The organism is Parasphingorhabdus pacifica, assembly GCF_054779195.1.
Genome location: NZ_BAAGYS010000010.1, coordinates 66,090 through 85,305, shown reverse-complemented (window position 1 = coordinate 85,305; position 19,216 = coordinate 66,090). Strand labels below are relative to the sequence as shown.

The 19,216-nt window shown below is 65.9% G+C and carries 23 protein-coding genes; 4 read left to right on the top strand and 19 right to left on the bottom strand.

Annotation, left to right across the window (positions count from 1 at the left end; translation table 11 throughout):
- Positions 1-339 precede the first annotated feature (339 nt).
- Positions 340-1,002 carry a dihydrofolate reductase family protein gene (locus tag ACYVAN_RS15740; RefSeq protein WP_460960255.1) on the bottom strand — a complete coding sequence of 221 codons (663 nt, stop codon included), beginning with the start codon at positions 1,000-1,002 and terminating at the stop codon, positions 340-342.
- Between the two features lie 353 nt (positions 1,003-1,355).
- On the opposite strand from ACYVAN_RS15740, the gene ACYVAN_RS15735 reads away from it, so the two are divergent.
- Positions 1,356-1,535: a DUF6346 domain-containing protein gene (locus ACYVAN_RS15735; protein WP_460960681.1), complete on the top strand. Its 180-nt coding sequence runs from the start codon at positions 1,356-1,358 to the stop codon at positions 1,533-1,535.
- Between the two features lie 7 nt (positions 1,536-1,542).
- Here the strand turns inward: ACYVAN_RS15735 and ACYVAN_RS15730 are convergent, their stop codons facing one another.
- From ACYVAN_RS15730 to ACYVAN_RS15720, 3 genes are read right to left on the bottom strand one after another with little or no spacing between them, the layout of a single operon-like run.
- Positions 1,543-1,854, bottom strand: a complete 312-nt coding sequence (locus tag ACYVAN_RS15730) for a 3,4-dihydroxy-2-butanone-4-phosphate synthase (RefSeq protein ID WP_460960679.1) — start codon at positions 1,852-1,854, stop codon at positions 1,543-1,545.
- A gap of 19 nt (positions 1,855-1,873) precedes the next feature.
- Positions 1,874-3,145 carry an ATP-grasp domain-containing protein gene (locus ACYVAN_RS15725; protein ID WP_460960253.1) on the bottom strand — a complete coding sequence of 424 codons (1,272 nt, stop codon included), beginning with the start codon at positions 3,143-3,145 and terminating at the stop codon, positions 1,874-1,876.
- A 49-nt stretch (positions 3,146-3,194) separates the two neighbouring features.
- Positions 3,195-3,389: a hypothetical protein gene (locus tag ACYVAN_RS15720; protein WP_460960251.1), complete on the bottom strand. Its 195-nt coding sequence runs from the start codon at positions 3,387-3,389 to the stop codon at positions 3,195-3,197.
- Positions 3,390-4,028: 639 nt separating this feature from the next.
- Between ACYVAN_RS15720 and ACYVAN_RS15715 the strand changes: the two genes are divergently transcribed.
- Positions 4,029-4,550, top strand: a complete 522-nt coding sequence (locus ACYVAN_RS15715; RefSeq protein ID WP_460960249.1) for a VanZ family protein — start codon at positions 4,029-4,031, stop codon at positions 4,548-4,550.
- A 156-nt stretch (positions 4,551-4,706) separates the two neighbouring features.
- On the opposite strand, the gene ACYVAN_RS15710 is transcribed toward ACYVAN_RS15715, so the two are convergent.
- The 12 genes from ACYVAN_RS15710 to ACYVAN_RS15655 form a co-directional block, all read right to left on the bottom strand.
- Positions 4,707-5,219 carry an STAS domain-containing protein gene (locus ACYVAN_RS15710; protein ID WP_460960247.1) on the bottom strand — a complete coding sequence of 171 codons (513 nt, stop codon included), beginning with the start codon at positions 5,217-5,219 and terminating at the stop codon, positions 4,707-4,709.
- A gap of 172 nt (positions 5,220-5,391) precedes the next feature.
- The gene (locus ACYVAN_RS15705) at positions 5,392-5,733 is read right to left on the bottom strand and encodes a hypothetical protein (protein ID WP_460960245.1); all 342 of its coding nucleotides are present in this window, start codon (positions 5,731-5,733) and stop codon (positions 5,392-5,394) included.
- A 190-nt stretch (positions 5,734-5,923) separates the two neighbouring features.
- Entirely contained in the window at positions 5,924-6,634 is a 711-nt protein-coding gene (locus ACYVAN_RS15700) for a YqjF family protein (RefSeq protein WP_460960243.1), read from the bottom strand.
- Between the two features lie 364 nt (positions 6,635-6,998).
- Complete coding sequence (locus ACYVAN_RS15695; protein WP_460960241.1) at positions 6,999-7,334, bottom strand: gas vesicle protein K; 336 nt, start codon at positions 7,332-7,334, stop codon at positions 6,999-7,001.
- Positions 7,327-7,554 (bottom strand): gas vesicle protein, encoded by a 228-nt coding sequence (locus ACYVAN_RS15690; RefSeq protein WP_460960239.1) that lies wholly within the window; start codon positions 7,552-7,554, stop codon positions 7,327-7,329. Before ACYVAN_RS15690 ends, ACYVAN_RS15695 begins: the two co-directional genes overlap by 8 nt.
- Positions 7,551-8,327, bottom strand: coding sequence for a GvpL/GvpF family gas vesicle protein (locus ACYVAN_RS15685; RefSeq protein ID WP_460960237.1), 777 nt, complete (start codon positions 8,325-8,327; stop codon positions 7,551-7,553). Before ACYVAN_RS15685 ends, ACYVAN_RS15690 begins: the two co-directional genes overlap by 4 nt.
- On the bottom strand, positions 8,320-8,697 hold the full coding sequence (locus ACYVAN_RS15680; RefSeq protein ID WP_460960235.1) for a gas vesicle protein: 378 nt from the start codon (positions 8,695-8,697) through the stop codon (positions 8,320-8,322). Before ACYVAN_RS15680 ends, ACYVAN_RS15685 begins: the two co-directional genes overlap by 8 nt.
- Positions 8,694-9,104: a gas vesicle protein GvpO gene (locus tag ACYVAN_RS15675; RefSeq protein WP_460960234.1), complete on the bottom strand. Its 411-nt coding sequence runs from the start codon at positions 9,102-9,104 to the stop codon at positions 8,694-8,696. Before ACYVAN_RS15675 ends, ACYVAN_RS15680 begins: the two co-directional genes overlap by 4 nt.
- Before the next feature lie 5 nt (positions 9,105-9,109).
- A complete protein-coding gene (locus ACYVAN_RS15670) occupies positions 9,110-9,361 on the bottom strand; it encodes a gas vesicle protein GvpG (RefSeq protein WP_460960232.1) in 252 nt (83 codons plus the stop codon).
- A gap of 1 nt (position 9,362) precedes the next feature.
- On the bottom strand, positions 9,363-10,145 hold the full coding sequence (locus tag ACYVAN_RS15665; protein WP_460960230.1) for a GvpL/GvpF family gas vesicle protein: 783 nt from the start codon (positions 10,143-10,145) through the stop codon (positions 9,363-9,365).
- The gene (gene gvpJ / locus ACYVAN_RS15660) at positions 10,142-10,705 is read right to left on the bottom strand and encodes a gas vesicle protein GvpJ (protein WP_460960228.1); all 564 of its coding nucleotides are present in this window, start codon (positions 10,703-10,705) and stop codon (positions 10,142-10,144) included. The genes ACYVAN_RS15665 and gvpJ overlap by 4 nt, the downstream gene beginning before the upstream one ends.
- 143 nt (positions 10,706-10,848) lie before the next feature.
- Positions 10,849-11,235: a hypothetical protein gene (locus tag ACYVAN_RS15655; RefSeq protein ID WP_460960226.1), complete on the bottom strand. Its 387-nt coding sequence runs from the start codon at positions 11,233-11,235 to the stop codon at positions 10,849-10,851.
- A gap of 1,042 nt (positions 11,236-12,277) precedes the next feature.
- Here ACYVAN_RS15655 and ACYVAN_RS15650 point away from each other — a divergent pair.
- Both ACYVAN_RS15650 and ACYVAN_RS15645 read left to right on the top strand, forming a co-directional pair.
- Entirely contained in the window at positions 12,278-13,747 is a 1,470-nt protein-coding gene (locus tag ACYVAN_RS15650) for an alanine/glycine:cation symporter family protein (protein ID WP_460960224.1), read from the top strand.
- Between the two features lie 54 nt (positions 13,748-13,801).
- Positions 13,802-14,485, top strand: coding sequence for a GntR family transcriptional regulator (locus tag ACYVAN_RS15645; RefSeq protein WP_460960222.1), 684 nt, complete (start codon positions 13,802-13,804; stop codon positions 14,483-14,485).
- A gap of 606 nt (positions 14,486-15,091) precedes the next feature.
- On the opposite strand, the gene ACYVAN_RS15640 is transcribed toward ACYVAN_RS15645, so the two are convergent.
- From ACYVAN_RS15640 to ACYVAN_RS15630, 3 genes are all read right to left on the bottom strand, one after another.
- Entirely contained in the window at positions 15,092-16,600 is a 1,509-nt protein-coding gene (locus ACYVAN_RS15640) for an aminobutyraldehyde dehydrogenase (protein ID WP_460960220.1), read from the bottom strand.
- A gap of 211 nt (positions 16,601-16,811) precedes the next feature.
- Positions 16,812-17,693, bottom strand: coding sequence for a 4-hydroxy-tetrahydrodipicolinate synthase (dapA, locus tag ACYVAN_RS15635; RefSeq protein WP_460960218.1), 882 nt, complete (start codon positions 17,691-17,693; stop codon positions 16,812-16,814).
- 90 nt (positions 17,694-17,783) lie between these two features.
- On the bottom strand, positions 17,784-19,160 hold the full coding sequence (locus tag ACYVAN_RS15630; protein ID WP_460960216.1) for a protoporphyrinogen/coproporphyrinogen oxidase: 1,377 nt from the start codon (positions 19,158-19,160) through the stop codon (positions 17,784-17,786).
- Positions 19,161-19,216: the final 56 nt, after the last annotated feature.

Genomic DNA, 19,216 nt, shown 5'->3' with positions numbered 1-19,216 from the left:
GCGAGCGAGTGGGCCACGGCCGATGCTACGGATCAATTCCGAGGTCGGGCTCGATGCGATCTCGACGCCGCCACTCGTCGACAAGTACCCGAGCCCGCCTGAGCGAACCAGCACGGGAACTCCACGAAGCAAACGACGCACTGCGATCACGCCCGCGGTGCGCCGCTTTGTTCTCCGCCCATCGCACTCCACGAACGGCACGTTGAAATCGGTCGTTTGTTGAACACCCGCCGGACTCGCCCCTGGACCGGCCACGCCACGAAGGGCGGAGTCACTGTCCAACAAAGTGTCGAAAAGATCGAGTGTTCAGGATTGCATGCGCTCAACGGCCGCGGGCGGCTATTCCGATGGGAGATTCTCGGCTTCGTCGGTTCCGCGCTCGGCGAGCTGGTCGAGCACTTCGGGCATGGCCCTGGTGGCTGGACGACCCTCGACACGGCTGTAGCGCAGCAACACCGCACCCGCCGGGAAGGCCGTGGCTGGCTCAACCAGTTCGAAGCGCGACGGCACGGTTCCGTCAGGGAAAAGCTTCTGTCCCTGACCGAGCACGATCGGATACACCCACAGGTTCAGCCGGTCGACCAGACCCTCGCGGAGCAGCGTTTGGAGGAGGTCGACGCTGCCCCACAGGTGCATCTGCTTGTGCTCCTCACGCAGCGCCGGGACCTCTGCTGCTACGTCGGTGATCTGGGTGGTTCCGGACCACGACAAGTCCGGATGGCCCCGTGAAGCGACGTACTTCGGCACCCGGTTGAACACGTGCCCGATCTCGTCCGTCGCGCCCGGCCAGGCGCGACGGAAGATGTCGTAGGTTCTGCGGCCCAGCAAGAGCGCGTCGCTCGCCCGCACGTCGGCAATGACCTGGGCTTCGCTTTCCTTGTCGAAGTGCGGTCCCTGCCAGCCGGCGTACTCGAAGTCGGTTTCGTGCTCCGGGGTTGGACCGCCGTTTTCTTCGATGACGCCGTCCAGGGTGGCGTACATGTTCACGTGAATCTCGCCCATCAGACAGACACCTCCTCGCGAGCGCTTGGTCCTTACCGAAACAGACGACCGCTGCATGGAAAACTCATCGGTAGGACCGCGCCCGCGTCACCGATCGGTTCGGCACCACCGAGGAACTTCTGGCCACCATCGATCGCCTGGGTTCCGCTGACGGGCCCGCCACTTCCGAGTGCTGATTCGGATGAATCCCAGCGTCCGACCGGACATGATCGCTGACATGACGTGCGATCTGTGGGTGAACACCGGCAAGTTGGCATCGTCAAAGATCCAGACCTCGGACGCGATGGGGTCGTCAGCACGTTTCCCAAGAGGAGCCGTCAACGTCCCCGAATCGCGTCTGGCGCACCGGCTACATCGCCTCGCAGGTCTTGGTCCGACTGCTCGTGCTCGCTGTGCTCCACACGGTGATGGGCGCGACCGGAACCATGGCCACCGACGGCACGCCGGCCGACCGGGGAACGGCACTGGCTACTCGGCGCGAGAGCGTCGGTCCGGTCAGCATGTCGGGATTGGGCTGGTGGTGGACGTGCTAGGCCACCATCACCTGGAGCGGGCGAGTTCGGCTACCTCGGACCGGCGGGCGGCTCGTCCCACACCCGGCTCGCGGTTAGTGATGAACTCGGCGATCAGACCGACCGGGGGCAACCCCGCGATGCGGCACAGATCCACCGCCGCTTCGGTGTGCCCGCGCCGTTCGAGGACACCACCGGTCCGGGCGCGCAACGGCAGCAGGTGGCCGGGGCGACGCAGACCTTCGGGCGCGGAGGTCGGATCGACCAGCACACGAGCAGTGCAGTCACCACGAGTCTGATTACCCCGGCCGGTGGAGACCTGGAATACGGGGGGCCTTATAAGCAGCGGCCCCGGACGGTTACTCGTCGAACTCGAAGTGCAGCGCTTGCACGGTTCGCTCGTAGGTGTCGATCAGTTCGGCATGGTGGTTGGCGCCGATGAAGATATCGGCGAGTTCGTAGCTGTAGCTGTCCTGGCCGGGCAGGTCGGCCAGCCGGTCGCCGGGTTTGGGCACCACGTCCACGGTGACGTCGGGAATCTCCTGGGACAGGCGCTCGAGCTCCTCGGTGCTGGGGACTCGGCGCACCAGCCCGTCGGCAAACCGGCGTAGGAAGCACTTGCCTGCGATCGCGTAGTCGCCCTGGCGGTAGGGCAATTCCGGGTCCTGGCCCAAGGCCAAGCGCACCATGCACTGGTGGTTGGGGGCGCCGTCGACAGCCTCGAATAGTCGGGCGTGCGACTGTGACAGGCGGGGGTTGACCTCCAGCAGGTTGATCGCGCCGGTTTCGGGGTTCCAGAAATACTCGATGTTGAAGGTGCTGTTGTCCAGCCCGACCTGGGTGAGCACCCGGTGGGAGATGTCGACGAGCCGTTCGCAGACCTCGCCGGGCAGCTGGGAGGGGTACTGGTAGCGCAGGAAGCTGGAGGTTCCCTCGTAGTTGATTGAGTCGATCACCCCTTGGGCACACACCTGCCCGTGGCGAATGTAGCCCTCCACGGTGACCTGTTGGCCGCCGACAGCCTCCTCGGCGAGACAGGCCTGGCCGCCGACCTCGGCGATCTCATCCGGCAAGCCCAGAAATTCCAGTAGGTAGTCGAACGGCTCGCCCACCTTGCCGATGCCGTCGCGGATGGCCGCGACCGCCTCGGCGAACTCGGTGCGGTCGCTGACCTTGAACGCCAAATCGGAGGAAAACGACTTGACCGGCTTGAGCCACATCGGAAAGCGCATGTGCTCCGGTGGCTCGGGCGTGCCTGCAAGGTCGACGATCCCGAACGCGGGGTGGGCGTCGGTGACCTTCTGCTGTTCCAGGCGGCTCCAGTACTTGTGCTCACACTTGGCTACCGCCTGCAGGGAGGTCGTGGGCAGCCCGAGGCGCTCGCACAGGATCGGCACCATCGAACTGACCGGGAAGTCCCAGTAGCCGATGATCGCATCAACGGGTCCGTCGAAGGACTCCAGCTGTCGTTGGGCCTTGGACAGCAGCGCTTCCAGGTTGATCTCGTTGGACTCGGTGAGCTCGGCGACGCTCAACAGCGGGTGAAACCGGTACTGCGACAGATAAGGCATTTCCTGCAGGGACTCGAGATTCAACTCGTCCAGGCCAAGCACGAAAACGTTGGCTGGCATGCAACATCCTTTCTACGGCCATCCGTTCCTCTACCGCGGGCGGCGGGCGTCAGCTACCCGCCTTTGTCCCTGCCCACTCAGCTTGACGTGTCCAACCTGCACTGTGCAGTTCGGTGTCGGCCTCGTCCGGGGTCGCGATGGGGGCAAGCGCCACTTCGGACCTCGCGCCACCGTGCACGTCACGCACCACGACGGCGGGCTCCGGCTGGGTGGTCATGGTCAACAAATGCGCTGTACAGGCCATGGTCCGTCTTCCCTCTCACGCACACCGGGTTCACTCCGGTGATCACAATGGACAAACACTGCACTCTTGTACCCACCGAAGTGGCTCCGTACCCCGGATCGGTTCGGGGGTTCGAGGCGTCGGCGCGTAGCGCCGCCGCTGATTTGAAAGCTAGCGCTCTCGTCGGGCGTGCGAGCGATCTCTCGGGAGGTCTTTACCCGGACCAGAGTCGGGTCAAACGCGTCTTCCTGGCACGGAAATCTCGGACGGAGAGAGGTGGTCGTGGCGAACACCGGAGTGGGCACCCCGGTCGGGATTGATCGTTCGGAGGCTGGGTATTCCTCTTACCGTGATACTGATGAGCCCGCCGGGCGTTTACCGGGTACAGGAGGCAGCCTTGTTGCTGCGCGATGTGCTGCGTCAGCGAGGCCAGGTCGCCGGCCGCTCGATCTCGACGCGACCTGCCTGGACACCGGTAGCACCGTGTTCTTCCCGCCCTGCGTGGAGCGGGCCCTGCGTGCCTCCGAGTTGACCGGGCACTTCGCTACCTACCGGTGCTGGGACCGGCAGTGTCCGAACCAGCCACCCGGGATACGCACATGTTTGCCAGCGGGCCGCGTCCTTTTCGGGCTCGACATCCGAGGTACGGAGGGACACGAAGTGCTGAGTTCAGTGACAGAAGGCGTGCTCGGTCAGCAAAGCGTGCTGATTGTCTTCGTAGTGAGCGCGGTGGTGCTGGGCTCGCTGGGCTGGCTGATGTCTGCCCGGCGAGGCTGGTTTCGGATGCCTGCCATGCTCGCTGGAATAAGCTTGGCACTGGCCGTGTCGGTGACGCAGGGACGCCAACCGTTCCAGTTCGGTGGGCTGAATTTCTCCGAGTGCGTGCTGTTCTCCGCCTCCGGAGTGGCTGAACTGGCCTTGAACGTCGGCATGCTGATGCCATTGGGGCTGTTCGCTTCCTTGGCCACCGGGCGTATCGTCGCGCCCGCTCTGTTCTGCCTCGCCGCCTCGATGGTGTTTGAAGCCGCACAAGGATTGTTCGCTACAGGTTCTTGTGTCGGGCAGGACGTGGCCAGCAACAGCATCGGCGGAGCATGCGCGGCCGTGGCCGGGGGCATGACAGCCCAACGGTGGCGCCGTCAACCTGACCACACCCCCGAAATGCCCGTTACTTCCCGCTGATTCTACCGGACCGCCAGGGGGTTGACTCGTGAACAGGGTGCGAGCGTGCGCCAGCTCGCCGAGCACGCCAGTATCAGTGAGCAGGCAGCCGCCGCGCGCTACGAGAGCGCGCGGCCGAGCTCTGCTACTGACGGGAAGGTATCCGCGGCCGGGACCTCAACCGGTGGGGGCGGTACGTGACGACACTTCCGCCGGAACTGTCTCGAGGGTCGCGGGCGGGGGATGCGGGGTCCTTGGGCGTGCGGGGGCTGCGGTCTGGGCGCGCTCGGACACGGGCTGGTCGGCGTAGGTGAACCGGGTCGTGAGGTCCAGGGCTTGCAGCGGCCGGTCGACGGCGTGGGTATCGGTGATCAGAGTGAGATGTTGACCGGTGGTGCGGGCGTGGCGGTCGGCGTGGAGCAGCTCTTCGATCGCCGCGGCGCCGAGGAAGGTCACACCACTGAGGTCGAGCACGAGCGCGCGCGTGGTGGCGCGTAGGCGTGCGTGCAGTATCTCGGTGAACCGGGCAGTGGTGGCCAGGTCGAGGGGGCCGGCGACCGTGATCACGGCCTTCTCTCGGTGCGGCCGGTGCACCCGCAGGCGGAACGGTCCTTCGCCGGGGGGTGTGCCGCGGCTGGTGGCCGGGGCGGGTTCGGTGGTGCTGTCGTCGAATAGCTCTTCGAAGTTCATGGGCCCTCGCTTGGCGACGAGTCTCTGCTGCCGGCCGCTACAAGTCACGCGGGCGCAGCAGGCGCTGGCGGGGAAGGGCTCGCTACTCAACCCGAACGGGGGAGGAGGCTCTGCTCACTCCGCCGACTTCCACCATAACGCAGCACCGTGTCGTCAGCAGCAAGGCCACTGGTCAGGTCCCCCCGGTGGTGCAGGCCTGGAGCTGTCCGGCGAGCAGGTCGCCGCGGTGCGCGCGGCGCTGGTGCAGGATGCCGACGGTGGCCACGTAGGCCAGGGCCAGGCCCAGCTGGGTGCTGGCCTCGTCGACGGCGACGGGTTCGGTGTTGAGCAGGGTTGGCGCGCCAATGACCTCGCGGCGGGACCGCAGCGGGACCGCGGTGGGGCGCCAGCCACCGCCTTGGTCGGAGAGGATCACCCCGCCCGCGGTCACGTCGAGGAGTTCGGCGGCCCGTTCGGTCAGCAGGGTCAGAAAGTCCAGGATGTCGCCGGAAGCGAACGCGTCAAGGCACGGCACGGCCCCATCCAGCGGCCCACAGGCGTCTCGCAATTCGGTGGCACCCCCGGATCATGCGAGCGACCAGGGGGGACATAGTCATGCCATTCCGGAGGCGACCAGGAGCTCCAGGATCGAAGTCACCAACAAGGTAATGGGGGCTCCGTGGACGGTTGCTCGCGAAGCTGGTGCGTGTTCATTCCGGTAGCGGTCATAGGCACTGTGGGAGTCCGAGCCGTCCGTACGCTACCGGGGCGTAGAGCACGCTGGACGGTGCGGTGGTGGGGGCAGGAAGACCGGCTGCGGTGATGAGTTGGTCGTCCAGTTCGAGCAGCTCGGCGTTGTGCAATGGCCAGCGGTCGTGGGACAGCTGGGTGGTGAGGGTACGGCCGGGCACGCGCAGGTGAAGCCGCCAGCGGGCAGTCAGGAAGTGCTCGAGTGGGCTGCCATCGGTGGGTGGCCCGACCCGAACTTGGATCCGGCTTCTGGGAGTGGGCCGGCCCGGCCAGCGCCGGGCACTGTCGTAGGTAAGGACGTAGGCGTCGCGAACCAGGCTCATCCGCGACCAGGCGCAGGGCAACCACCCCGCACGGGCGGCCAGGATCCAAGGCAGCCGGTCCGACTCGATGCCCAGGAAGACGATTCCACGACGGCCTTTGTGGTCGACCGAGAAGACTCGGACGTTGGTCTCGAGGAAAGGACCGTACGAGCGCATCCGGAAGGCGACCAACCCGACGTAGGTGCGCCCGGCGTACGTGTCGGGCTCGGTGCCTGGGGGAAGCAGCGAAGCGATTTGCTCCCTATCGGCAGACCAGTGCATGAATGTCACGTCGGTGAACGCCATCCTGATCGGCGCGAGCCACGCCTGCGACGGGGGCTCCACGGTGACCGGCTCGGGGTCGGGGCGAGACGCGGACCTCATCTCAACGTCTACCCGAACAGGCACCAACCGAACCAAGACTCATTCGACGAGCATGTCGTCGTCCCAAGGCAGCAACATGACCAGGTGGGGATGCAGCAATGTGACTGCTGGTCAGAAGACCACAGTGTGGTCTGTGATCGACTCGATGAGCACGAGGACGGCGCGGCTCTTTAATGGACCGGTCTGCGTGACCCGCTACCCGAGCAGTCACAGGGATCGGGTGCGCGAGCCGATGCTCCGGTAGAAGCCGAAGGACCTAACACCTGTGTTTCGCGCCTTCTCCGCCATCAGTTCCGCTGATCCATACCGGCTGGCCGCGGGTGGCAGCCCGGGGTCGGACCTCCGGTGGTTGCTGAGTGTTCGGCTACTTTTCGTCTTCCCTGGGCAGGAGTGGCCCCAGCGGGCCCAGGTCGAGGTTGAGGTCGCTGGGGGAGAGTTCGAACCGGTCCTGGAGTTCGGTCATGGCCTCTTCCAGTTTCATCAGTGAGACGCCGAGGTCTTCGACCTGATCCTCGGTGAGGTCTTCCTGATCGATCCGCCGAAGGGCTTGGCGTTCCATGAGCTGGCGCACCAGTTCGATGATCGTCAGAACCAACCTCATGAGGTCCTGTTGGACAGATTCGGAGTCGCTCTCGATGCGCCGCGACAGCCCGCTGGCCTTGTGAGCGTGCGGGACTTCGTCGCCGGTCGGTTCAGTCATCAGTATCGCGCTCCCAGTCTTCCGGGGCCGTGTTGTTCTCCCGGATCGACGTGATGATCGCCCGCAATGAGACGCGAACGAGGTCCACGCCCGCCAGCGAAATGGTGACGTCGCCGGTCAGCACGACTCCGCCGGCCAGCAGGCGGTCGAGCAGGTCGACGAGCGCGACTTCGCGGGAGTCGCGGACGACATCGCGGTCGCCATCGGACGCCAGCGTCATCCGTGTCCCTTCTGGAAGGTGGCGAACGAGTACGCGGGCCAGGGGCCGGTGAGTTCCAAGCGCAACGCGGCGCTGCGCTGACCGAGGTCGTGCACATGGGAGATGAACTCGTCGTTGCGGGAGTTGTCCACCAGGTAGGCCCCGTTGAGCACCATGACGCCCTCGTAGCCCGCGAGCTCACGGTTCTGGGCTGGATGTAGACGGCTCGCCTGGGCAAGACCGACCAGCGCGGCGTGCGCCTCTTGAGCGAGCCGCCACGACTGCTCTTCAGCTTCCGCACGACTCTTGCGCTTTTCGCGCAGCTTGTTCAGGTAGGCCGCACCGGGCCGCTGCTCAGATTCGGACTCGCCCGCCTGTCCGCTGTTGAATGCGCCTAGGTCCGCATACCCTTTGACCCCCCATTCGGTTCGTCCGGTGATCTCGTCAAGTACCTCTGTGAAGGCTGCGGCGCGGTCGGTGAGAGCGTCCCGCACCCGGGAGTCCTGGTAGTAAACGGTCGCCAGGCCCATCGGGGCAACGGCAGAGCGTGACCCGACCTGGTCGACTATCCGGTTGTGCTCGCGCACGGTCTTTTCCAGCCACCGCATGTCCTCGAGGTTCTTGCGCAGCCCCTGTTCGCCGAACTCCTCGGCGTCGACAGTGCTGACCACCGCCGCGATGTCGCCGGAGGTGACCATTCGCACGGCCGAACCTTCGATCCCTTCGAGGTCGCCCAGCGCGCCCGGCGGGAGATCGCGGGTGATCGCGTAGACGTACACCACCGAGTCAGTCATGGCCGTCCTCTTCTCCCCGGTCTTGCCGGTCGGCGCCGGATTCAAGTTCCCCGACCTGCTCGCGAAGACGCTTGTTCTCCTCCACCAGCTCGCGATGTCCGGACGAGAGCGTGGGATCATGCTCCCACCAGTCGATGCCCATCTCGCGGGCTCGGTCGACCGAGGCCACCACGAGCCGGAGCTTGATCGTCAGTAGTTCGATGTCCAGAAGGTTGACCTGGATGTCACCGGCGATGACGATTCCCTTGTCCAAGACGCGTTCCAGGATATCGGCGAGGTTGGCGGATTCCTGGCGCGCCGGCTGGGCGTTCTGCTGTCCGTACCACGCCGGCGGGCGTGCTCCGCTTTCGGTGCCGCCGTCCTGCGTCATCGTTCGTTCCCCCTTCCTCGTGGGTATCGCTCCACACGTCGATACCCGAGGAGTTCGCCGGAGGGGTCCAGGGTGGCTTCGTATACGGCGAGGATGTCGGTGGTGTCGGGGATGCGGTGGCTTTCGACCACTTCGACACCGACCTGCCACCCGTCCTCGTTTCGCTGCACGGAGGTGGCTCCTTCCACGTCTCGACCGGTCAGCTCGTGGATCTCCAGAATGGCCGCTTGTGCGGCTTGGGAGGCTCGTAGCCGAGGTCGAGATTGGCGGGTGTGTCCGGAGTCGGCGTCCTCACGGGAGCGTGCGGGACGCTGTGCACTTGTATCGCTCGTACTGCGCCGGGGGCGTTCACCCCTGCCGGTTCCATCGCCCCGGTCCTTGGCTTCGCCGTCGCGTGCGGTATCCACCCGCGTCACACCTCTCCGGCCCGGCGACGCCGTTGCGCTTCGAAAAGCCGGCCGAGCAGTTGTTCCTGAAGATCGTCACGTTGGGTCTCGGTGAGCTCTCCTGCCTCGTAGGCTTCGTCCACTTCGGCGAGTTCACGTTGGATCACCAGCGGATCGAAGTGCTGTCGCTCGGCCTGATGTCGCACCTGTTCAGCGACCCACACGGCACCGCGTACGGGTGCCAGCGGCAACGTGAGGATTCCTGTGAGTAGACCCATCTCAGCCATCCGGAAGGAAGTCGTACGGCGCCAGCGGGCCGAGCAAGCGAAGCTGGATCCGGTGAGTCCACTTCTGCCCCAACTCGTCGAGAGCGCGTTCGAACTCCGCCTGGTGGCCACGGTCGACGAGGAACGCCATGCTGACCGCGTCCCGTTCACCGCCGACCTCGTGCGTGACAGTCGCGACCGCATGCGGGCTGACAGTGGCGTTCAAGACATCGGCATCGGCCTGGCGTTTGTGCGCCACGGCGTTGTTGACGAGTTCTCCGAGTCTCAATCGCTCGGCATGGCCGGCGTCGTCGGGAATCCCTTGTAGTGCCTCGCGAAGCTCCCGGATTTCCTGCTGTTCAGCGACGATCTCGTGTAGGTGTTCGTCCTCCACATAACGGCCGCGCACCGTGAACTGCACCAGTCCGGCGAGTTCCGACAACACTGACTCGAAATGCTCGTGGTGCGGCTTGAGCAGTTCGTCGACGACAGCGTCTGCATCCTCGACGACCGCCCCGAAACGCATCGGCAGCACGGTACTGTCCGCGGCCAGGGTGTCCAGTACGCGCTCGTGGGCGAGCAGATCGTCTCGCGTGCCGAGCGGTCGACTCAGGTGCACGTCGCTGACCAGGGCGGACAACTGCCCGTATGTGGCAGTGCGGACCTCCTCGTCTGCGTCTCCGACCGAGGGCAGACCTTCCGGCAACGACGCCGGTTCGGGTAGCAGCCCGTACACGTACACGCCCTGGACTACACCGGGCTCTTCCGAAGTCTCTTGTTCTGCCCGGGTGCTCATGATTCACGCTCCCGGTTGCGCGGGCGGCGAGGTCGTGCCGGTTGCTTTTCTCGTTCCTCTTCGTCATCGCCGCCCCGGAACTCGTCGACCTTGTTCTTCGCGGCGTCGAGCACGCCCTTTGTCTTACCCTGGGCTCCGCTCTGCGTCATGCCTTCCATCATTTGCGGGAGGTCCTTGCCGCCCTTTTGGTGTAGGTCCAACCTGTTGGTGGCCTCGGCGAAGCGCAGGTACGTGTCCACACTGGCCACGACGATTCGCGCGTCAATCGTGATCAACTCGATCCCCACCAGTGAGACCCGGACGAAAACGTCGATGACAAGCCCCTTGTCGAGGATCATCTCGACCACATCCGCCAAACTGCCCGACGAACCCCGCTGGACCGGAGACCCCCCACCCTGAGTGTTTGCAACCGTCACGGTTACCTCCTCCTTCCGGTACGGGCAGGCTCGCGGCGTTCGCTCGTCGTAGTAGTCGCCCTCTGCGTCATACTGGTCGCTGTCGTACTGGTCGCCGACCTGAATGTTTGACGCGTACCCGTTGGTGTCAGGAGCGAAACCCAAGATATGGGCCGCACCTTGATCATTTGTTCGTATGCCACGCCACGAGGCCTGGCACAACGCTGCAGGCGCGTGTCCCAACCCATGAGGTGCTGTCCACGGTCTGCGTATTCGATCAAGCAGAACGTTCGCAGTGTGGTCGTTTACTACAGCGGCAGAGGGGGACCGTTCCCGCTTCGGGCGAGCGGACCGTCGTTGACGCCGACACCGCGGCCGACGCCGCGCACCAGAGGGCCGCCGAGGCGGAGTCCGACCGGGGCCAGGCAGTTGCCGACCGGGGTCAGGCCGTCACCGCACAGGAGCGAGCCGAGGCTCTGCTGAAGGACGCGCGGGACCGCGAGAAACGCGCCGAGCGCCGTGCCCACGAGGCCGCCGACCGCGCGGCCGGCGCCGAGAACCGCCTCGCCACGCTCACCTCCGAGCGGGACGTGCTGAGCGAACAGCTCACCGGGCTCCGCGTCGACCTCGATGCGGAACGGGACCGCGCGGCGCAGTCCGCCCGCGAAGCCCAGGGGAAGATCGACGCTCTCCATGGGCGGGCTGGAGGTCGAGCGTGAGCACACTGCCGCCCTGAACCATGGTCGATGGTCTGCGAGGTCCTTCGACACCCCGACCGGGCGTGTAGCGCTGCTCAATGTCGCCGGGCGCGCCGTCGTCCGCTGTGCCTCGTGAGTACGGCGGCGCAGCCCCCACGTCCGCGCGACCGCGCCACGGCAGTCGCGCGGTCGTGGTTGGGAACCCGTTCGGGGCGTCGGGTGACATCGCTCCGCTGCGGCATCTCAATTCGAATTCGTGGCGGAACGAGCAAGAATTCCGTGGTCTTCCGGCGGGAAAGGATTAGGAGATGTAAATTTCGTACATCGAACGAGGCTTGATTGGATACAAGATCGTAACTTCGTTGTGTGGTTGGCCACCATGTCGGTGCTTTCTGGTGGCAGGAACCATTGACGCAAGCAGATGTTTGCGGTTCTGGCGCAGGGTTCTGGCGCAGAGTTCCGGCGCAGACCTGAATCGTTTCTTTTTTGCGGTCATGGCCGATCGAGTGGTTGCTGCGCCGTCGTCGCTTCATCGCTCACGAAATGACGACAAAGCCTGCTGCAGGCGGAGCGAGGTGCCCTGCAGCTCAAGGGGGACAGGCCGCAGGGGGTCGGCCAAGACGCCAAGTTGTCGGAGCCGGCTAGCTTGGCGCGTGGACTGGAGGCCGCATGCGTCCGCCTTGCCGGCGATGGCGCCGTGGTGACTGGCCTCCTCTCATGTCCTGTGTGCTGCCAAAAGTCGGGTGTGCGGATCCTTCGGGGCGGGTGTCAGGTGGTATGGATCTGCACGGCTCTGCGGTCGCCGCTACATGCAGCACTGTAAGATGTGATCACAGATCACACAACCTTGTATGTGATCTGGATCAAAAACTCAGAGGTCCTGCGGGTCGCTTCGAGCGCCTACCGGCGGCGTGGCTCACACGTGGTGCGCGGCCCGAGCGGATGGGGATTTGAAGGTCTGTTTGACTCAGCGAAGATTCCGCGTATAGTTCCGCCAATCTCCGGGGTGGGTGTCACCGAACCGCTGGAGAGTCCCGATATGGAAATGTTGTCCACCATCAGCGGGTGGATCTGGGACCCGATGGCCTACTTCGCTTTGGGGATCGGTGTGTTCTTCACACTGCTAACCAAAGGGGTTCAGTTCCGTCGGCTTCCGGATATGTTGAAGCAGCTCCGGACGAGCAAATCCGGGGACGGTGGGCTGTCCTCGTTCCAGACCTTGGCGTTGACCATGTCGAGCCGGGTCGGGGTCGGCAGCATCGCCGGTGTCGCGACTGCGGTGGCCGCAGGCGGTCCCGGCGCCATCATGTGGATGGCGATCACGGCCCTGGTGGGCTCCACTTGCGCGTACGCCGAGGCCGTGCTGGCGCAGGTCTACAAGCGCCGGGTCCGTGGTGAGGATCGGGGCGGCATGCCGTACTACATCAAGTACGGGCTGCGCGCGCCCTGGTTGGCCGTGATCGTGGCGGTCGTGACGATGATTGGCTACGGCTTCGTCTTCCCCGGTATCCAGGCGAACAACATCGCCTCCAGCGCCCAGCTCGCGTTCGGCCTCGACGCGTGGATGACGGGCCTGTTCATCACCGCGGTGCTCGCGTTCGTGATCGTGGGCGGCACTCGACGAGTCGTGCATGTGGCCCAGGCGGTCGTGCCCTTCATGTCATTGGGGTACATCCTCACCGCGTTCGTGGTTATCGGTCTGAACTTGGATGAGGTGCCGCATGCGCTGCTGGTCATCCTGTACAGCGCCGTGGGGGTCGACCAGGTCTTCGCGGGCGTGCTCGGGTACGCCGTGGCCTGGGGTGTGCGCCGGGCGGTGTTCGCCTCCGCGACCGGGTTGGGCGAGGGAACCTTCGCCGCGGCGGCGGCCCGCACCACCCACCCAGGCAAGCAGGGCATCATCCAGGCCTTCAGCATCTACATCGACATTCTGCTGATCTGCATGGCGACCGGCCTGATGATCGTGATCACGGGTGCATACCACGTGAAGAACCCCGCTGGTGGTTTCATCGTCAACAATGTGCCGGGAGTCGTGGCGGGGCCGAACTTCGTGCAATCGGCGATCGACACCAGTCTGCCGGGATGGGGATCGACCTTCGTCGCACTGGCCGTGCTGCTGTTCGCCTTCACATCGCAGGTGTTCTTCTTCTACGTCGCTTCCACCAACCTGGTGTTCCTGCTCGGCGAACGGCGCAACCGGATGCTGGAGGCGGTGCTGAAGGTCGGCGCGCTGGCGATCTCGTTCTTCGGGGCGGTGGCCAACGCGGACGCCATGTGGGCCGCCGGAGACATCGGCTACGGGCTCATCGGCTGGATGAATATGATCAGCGTTCTGCTGTTGGCCCCCGTCGTGCGCAAGGTCATCAGGGACTACGACGACCAGCGGCGGAGCGGCCTCGACCCGGTCTTCGACCCGCACCGAGTGGGCATCCAGGGCGCGGAATACTGGGAGCGCGAGGTCGCAGCGCAGCGGGCAGGCAGTTCCGGCGCCGACAAGGCAGGCAGGTGAGCCGCCGCTTCACAGGGAGTCGTGCCTGCTGGTACGGGGCCTAAGATGACGTCCATGGTGTTGCGCAGGCTGGAGCCAAGTGCCCGGATGGGAGATCAGGTCTTCGAGGCGATTCACGCGGCGATCCTCAATGGTGAGCTGCCCGCCGGCTACCGGCTGCGCATCCGGGACCTCGCCGATGAGCTCGGCACCAGCGTCATGCCGGTCCGGGAAGCGATCCGACGCCTCCAGGACATTGGTCTGGCCGACTCGGCCCCGTACAAGGGCGCCGTGGTCAAGAGCTTCACCTCTGAGGAGCTGCTGCACGTCTATGCCGTGCGGCGGCTCCTCGAGGTGGACGCCGCGAAGCGCGGCGCGACGGAGGTCTCCGCGAACGGACTGGCGAGGCTGGAGGGGGAGTACCGCAGTATGGAGCGGGCCGTCGCTGAAGGAAGGGTGGTTGAATACCTCGACCACGATGAGGAGTTCCTCAGCTTCATCTACGAGGCATCGGGCAATCCGGTTCTGCTGGAAACGATCCGCACCCTCTGGCACCGCTGCCGTTCCTACAAGATCGTCGGAGCGCAGACCGCCCTCGACTCCGGCGAATCCGAGAGGCTGCTCATGTACCAGAAGAGCCTGCTCAAAGCCTTGACCGCCGGTGATCCGCAGACAGCCGCCGACATGACGCGGGAGTCGTTGGATGTGGCCACCAGCCGAATCCGTGAAGCGCTCCCGGCCACTTCTGCCGAAGACTAGTCGGGCGGTGGCCAGGACGTGGGAGGGCCCTGCTTGGCCGGCCAACAACGCTGCTGAGGCGGTGGATACCGGCACTCCCGGCCGCGCGAACGCGCACGGCCGGGAGTGCCGGTGTTCTTCAGGGCAGGTGAGGCGCGTGGCGTCCCGTCCGGCTGCAGAGCTCGACGAGCAGGTCCGCTTGCCGGGCGAGTGAGTCGACGGGCACGGCCTGCTGCTCACCGGAGCGACTGTCAGGAAGCCGTACGCCCGAGGCGGCCAGGCGGCCGAGGCGTTCCTGGACGCGAGCGGGATGATCGGCCGTGAGTGCACTGTGCGCCACGGCGAGGGCGAACATTCCGATGCCGGGTTGTTCGGATGTTATCCGCAGTTCCCTGAGGTCGTAGTTCCCCGGTGTTGTGGCGTCCGTTACGCACGCATTCCTGCATGACGTGCCAGATGTGCGGCAGTTCGCGGCGCACGGTGGCTTCGTCGCGACTGCTCGGCAACCCGGTCGCCGAGCCGGCTTTTCGCTTCCGCCAACGCAGCGTCCGATGTCGACACTCGCCGTCCACCGAGCCGCGAAACCAATTCGGCAGCCGTCGGTTCCGCGGCTCGGCGGGTCGAAGGTCAACGTTCGTGGTTGTGCATGACGTGCTTGGTGCGGGAGTAGTCATCGAGAGCGTAGATCGACAGATCGCGGCCGTAGCCGGATCCCTTGAACCCGCCCCATGGGACGTCGTTGGCGAGGACGAGGTGTGAGTTGACCCAGACCGTTCCGGCGTCCAAGCGGTCGGCGACCGTGTGGGAACGGCGGGCGTTTTCGGTCCAGACCGACGCGGACAGTCCGTAGGCCACGTTGTTGGCGCGACGGACCGCCTCGTCTTCGTCCCGGAAGGTTTCGACGGTGACGACCGGGCCGAATACTTCTTCACGGGTGATCTCGGCGTCTTCGGGGATGTCGACGAGCACGGTGGGCGCGACGAAGTAGCCGGGGCCGTCGAGCGCGCTGCCGCCGAGCACGGCCCGGCAACCGTCGCGTTGGGCGCGGTCGAGGTAGCCGAGCACGCGGTCGTAGTGGGGTTTGGAGACCACGGGGCCGAGTTCGGCATCGTCGACGGCTGGTTCGCCGGTGACCAAGGTGCCGACTTCCTGCACCAGGTGCTCCACGAACTGGTCAGCGACCGACTCGTGCACCAGTACGCGGCACCCGGCACCGCATTCCTGACCGGAGTTCCAGTACCCGGCGGTTCGCAGGGTGGCGGCAGCGGCGGCCAGATCGGCGTCCTCGAAGATCACCACGGGCGCCTTGCCGCCGAGCTCGAGGTGCACGCGCTTGAGGTCATCTGCGGCGGCGCGCGCGACCGCTCGGCCGCTCGGGACGGACCCGGTGAGCGCGATCAGTGCGATGTCCGGATGCGACGACAGTCGGGCGCCGACCACGTCGCCGCGACCGGTGACGATGTTGAGCACACCGGCGGGGATCAGGTCGGCGACGAGTTCGGCGAACTTCAGCGTGGTGACCGGGGTTTGCTCGGAGGGCTTGAGCACGCAGGTGTTGCCCGCGGCGAGGATCGGAGCGATCTTCCAGGCGGCCATCATCAGCGGGTAGTTCCAGGGCGTGACCACGCCGACGACGCCGACGGGTTCGCGCCGGATGATCGAGAGGTGGTCATCGACGTAGTCGTCGGCGGCCATGGAGGTAGTGGCGCGGACTGCGCCGGCCATGAAGCGGAAGGTGTCGATGGTGCCGGCGACGTCGTCCTGGGAGACGGCAAGGGGCTTGCCGGTGTTGGCGGATTCTAGGCGGGCGAGCAGGTCGCTGTGGCCGGTGACGCGGTCGGCGATGGCGTGCAGCAGGTCGGACCGCTCCTTGGGCACGCGTTTCGCCCAGGATTCCTTGGCCGCCACGGCCGCGGCTACGGCTTGGTCGACGTCCTCGAGCGTCCCGTCGGGTGTGTGGCACAGCACGTTATCGGAACACGGATCCCCCACGTCGAGGACTTGCGTGGAGCTGGAATCGACGTAGCCACCATCGACGAAGTGGCGCGAGGGTGGGAGGTCGGCGGTGGCGAACAGCTGAGCTGCATCAGTCGCTCGGCGAACCGCGGCCGTGGTGGACTGGGCTGAGGTCGTCATGGGGTCGCTTCCTCCATCGGTGCGTCGATCGTGGAAACCCGGGCGGGATTCGGCCGGCAATCTCCTGCGGTCGCGGTGCAGGACCACCGGCACTGTGCGTTCGCGGGGCCGGTATCCTGCTGTCCGTGTGCGGGAGGACCGGAGGACAGGTTCGCGAATCCCGCCCGGGATCGCGCCGCGGCTCGGCCGCGGCGCGGGGTGTCGTGCCGGGTCAGTCCAGTTCCGCGAGCAGCTTCGAGATCGTCTCGGCCGTGGCGGGATCCGTCTCCAGCAGCGGGCTGCGCGGCTTTCCGGCTGGGAACCCGCTGGCGTTGAGCGCTGTCTTGATGGCGGGGATGAAGGGAGCGGACATCATCGCGTCCATGAGCGGGTAGATCCGAGCCCACTCCGAACGTGCGCGCTCGAGCTCGCCGGCCTGCAGGGCCTGCTGGACGGAGACCAGCTCGGCCGGGATCACATTGGCGGTCCCCGCCATGACACCTGCAGCGCCTTCGGTCAGCGCCTGCAGCAGCAGGCTGTCCCACCCGACGAAGGTGGAGATGACGTCGCCGTGGTGGTGGATCAGCTGGCCGACCTGCGACATGTCGGCACTGGTGTCCTTGATGTACTGGATGTTGTCGACCTCGCGGGCGAGCTGGCCGACGATCGACGGCGAGAGGTTGACCCCGGTGGCACCCGGCAGGTTGTAGAGCATCACCGGGATGTCGACCTTGCTGGCCACCGTTCGTAGATAGTGCAGGGTCTCGTCGAGGGTGAGCGGCTCGTAGTACGGGGCGACGACCATCAGAACCGAAGCACCGGCGTCCTGCGCGTGCTGGGAGAGCTCGATGGCATCCGCGGTGCTCACGGCACCAGTCTGAGCCACGACCGGTACGCGCCCGGCCGTTTGCTCGATCACGGTCTCGACGATCAGCCGGCGCTCCTGGTTGCTCATCGCCGCGGACTCGCCGGTGGAGCCGCAGGCGACGACTCCGCCGACACCGCCGTCGATGGTGCGATCGACCAAGCGCCGCAGGTTGTCCACGTCGATCTGCTCGTCGGCGGTGAACGGAGTGGCCAGGGCGGTGAGAACACCGCTCAGTTGGGACTGCATGGTGAAGAAATCTCCTCGAATGGTGATGTGGGCGTGTACCGCCCGATCGCCGTCGGGCGGCCGGTCGGTGCGGTTTCGAATCCGGTGTGGCTATTTGATGTGCGATTCGGTGTGAGTGGACTGGCGCTCGGTGGCCAGCAGGCTCCGCGCTTCCTGGGCGGCGGAAAGTCCTGTTTGGACCGCCGTCTCCGAGTAGAGCGTGCCGAGGTAGTCCCCGGCCAGGAACACCCGCCCGCTGCGCTTGGTCAGCGCCGGTTGCAGCTTTCCGCGACCGGGGAAGCAGTAGGGCGCACCCGTTGGCCACCGCTGCACCTGCGCCTCGACGACCTTGTCGGCCGAGCCGGGTAGTACCTCGTCCAGGTCGGCGAGGTAGATCTTGCGGATCTCGTCGTCGTCGCGCTCGAGAAGATCGCGCGCCAGGCTGCCGGGGGAGAAGGTCATGATGCTGCTGCCGGGGCGGCGTTGCGTCTCGACCGCCCGAGCGGTGCTGGACATGTTCAAGGCGATGTTGAACGAGCGCTTCGGCGTTGCGATGCCGTACGCGCCGTCCCAGGGCTGGGGTTCGGTCTCATTGGTGAGGAACGCGGCGCTCACGTACGGTCCGTAGACCACCTTCGACAGGGCTTCCCGCACGACGGGGTCGAGGTCGCCCGCGATCTGATGGGTGACGGTAGCGGGCGTTGCCAGCACCGCGCACCGGGCTTCGATTTCCTTGTCGACTCCGTCCTGCCGGTAGCGGACGACGACCGAATCCTTCTTGTGCACGATCTCGTTGACGGTCGTATCCAACTCGACACGGTCGGACAGGGCGGCGGCAATGCCTTCGGTGAGCGTGGCAGGCCCGCCGAGGATGTTGTGCGTGAGGCCACTGCCGATGTTCCACACCAGGCTGAAGTACCCGACGCCTGCCCCGGCGGAGAGCTCGTCGATGTCCGCAGCAGAACGGGTCACGGTCGGTTCGAACAGCGCTCGCGTGTCGTCGGGCACGTCGCCGATGAAGTCGGCGAAGCTGCGATCGTTGAGGAAGTTGTAGATCCGCTGCTGTCGCGACGCCTCGTCTTCGCCCGGCCGTCGCCGGACGATTCGCGAGTACCGGGCGACGGACAGACCGACCTTGGCGCCCGCCTTGAGCACTCCGAGACGCGCGGACCAGCTCATCGGGATCCGGAACGGGTAGCTCTCCACCCGACCGTTCAGCAGGAGCTTGCCGTTCATCGACAATCCGGCCAGCGATCCCGGCACTTCCATCGAGTCGGTACCGGTCTCGCCGAGCAACCGGGCGGTCGCCGAGTTCCCAGCGGCGAAGACATGGCCTCCCCAGTTGAGCCAGTAGGGGCCGCGGCGTTCCGATCGAATGCGCCCACCGACGCGCCCTGCGGATTCGAGCAGCACCGAGTCCCAGTGGCGCAGCCGCCACGCGGCCGCCAGTCCGGCGATACCGCCTCCTACGATGACGACGTCTTTCATCGAAATGGCCTTCCTCGAACTTGGTTCTGCTGTACCCACCGTTCCCACCTGCGCTC

Bases quoted from the DNA above. Each gene is read 5' to 3' on its own strand.
- ACYVAN_RS15695 (WP_460960241.1), bottom strand. From the start codon at position 7,334: ATGACTGAACCGACCGGCGACGAAGTCCCGCACGCTCACAAGGCCAGC.
- ACYVAN_RS15655 (WP_460960226.1), bottom strand. From the start codon at position 11,235: ATGGAGAGCGTCGATCTTCCCCTGGGCTTCGCGGGCGGACTGCGCCGC.
- ACYVAN_RS15630 (WP_460960216.1), bottom strand. From the start codon at position 19,160: ATGAAAGACGTCGTCATCGTAGGAGGCGGTATCGCCGGACTGGCGGCC.
- ACYVAN_RS15700 (WP_460960243.1), bottom strand. From the start codon at position 6,634: ATGAGGTCCGCGTCTCGCCCCGACCCCGAGCCGGTCACCGTGGAGCCC.
- ACYVAN_RS15650 (WP_460960224.1), top strand. From the start codon at position 12,278: ATGGAAATGTTGTCCACCATCAGCGGGTGGATCTGGGACCCGATGGCC.
- dapA (WP_460960218.1), bottom strand. From the start codon at position 17,693: ATGCAGTCCCAACTGAGCGGTGTTCTCACCGCCCTGGCCACTCCGTTC.
- ACYVAN_RS15720 (WP_460960251.1), bottom strand. From the start codon at position 3,389: ATGGCCTGTACAGCGCATTTGTTGACCATGACCACCCAGCCGGAGCCC.
- ACYVAN_RS15640 (WP_460960220.1), bottom strand. From the start codon at position 16,600: ATGACGACCTCAGCCCAGTCCACCACGGCCGCGGTTCGCCGAGCGACT.
- ACYVAN_RS15680 (WP_460960235.1), bottom strand. From the start codon at position 8,697: ATGACGCAGGACGGCGGCACCGAAAGCGGAGCACGCCCGCCGGCGTGG.
- ACYVAN_RS15645 (WP_460960222.1), top strand. From the start codon at position 13,802: ATGGTGTTGCGCAGGCTGGAGCCAAGTGCCCGGATGGGAGATCAGGTC.
- ACYVAN_RS15685 (WP_460960237.1), bottom strand. From the start codon at position 8,327: ATGACTGACTCGGTGGTGTACGTCTACGCGATCACCCGCGATCTCCCG.
- ACYVAN_RS15665 (WP_460960230.1), bottom strand. From the start codon at position 10,145: ATGAGCACCCGGGCAGAACAAGAGACTTCGGAAGAGCCCGGTGTAGTC.
- ACYVAN_RS15670 (WP_460960232.1), bottom strand. From the start codon at position 9,361: ATGGGTCTACTCACAGGAATCCTCACGTTGCCGCTGGCACCCGTACGC.
- ACYVAN_RS15710 (WP_460960247.1), bottom strand. From the start codon at position 5,219: ATGAACTTCGAAGAGCTATTCGACGACAGCACCACCGAACCCGCCCCG.
- ACYVAN_RS15690 (WP_460960239.1), bottom strand. From the start codon at position 7,554: ATGACGCTGGCGTCCGATGGCGACCGCGATGTCGTCCGCGACTCCCGC.
- ACYVAN_RS15725 (WP_460960253.1), bottom strand. From the start codon at position 3,145: ATGCCAGCCAACGTTTTCGTGCTTGGCCTGGACGAGTTGAATCTCGAG.
- ACYVAN_RS15740 (WP_460960255.1), bottom strand. From the start codon at position 1,002: ATGGGCGAGATTCACGTGAACATGTACGCCACCCTGGACGGCGTCATC.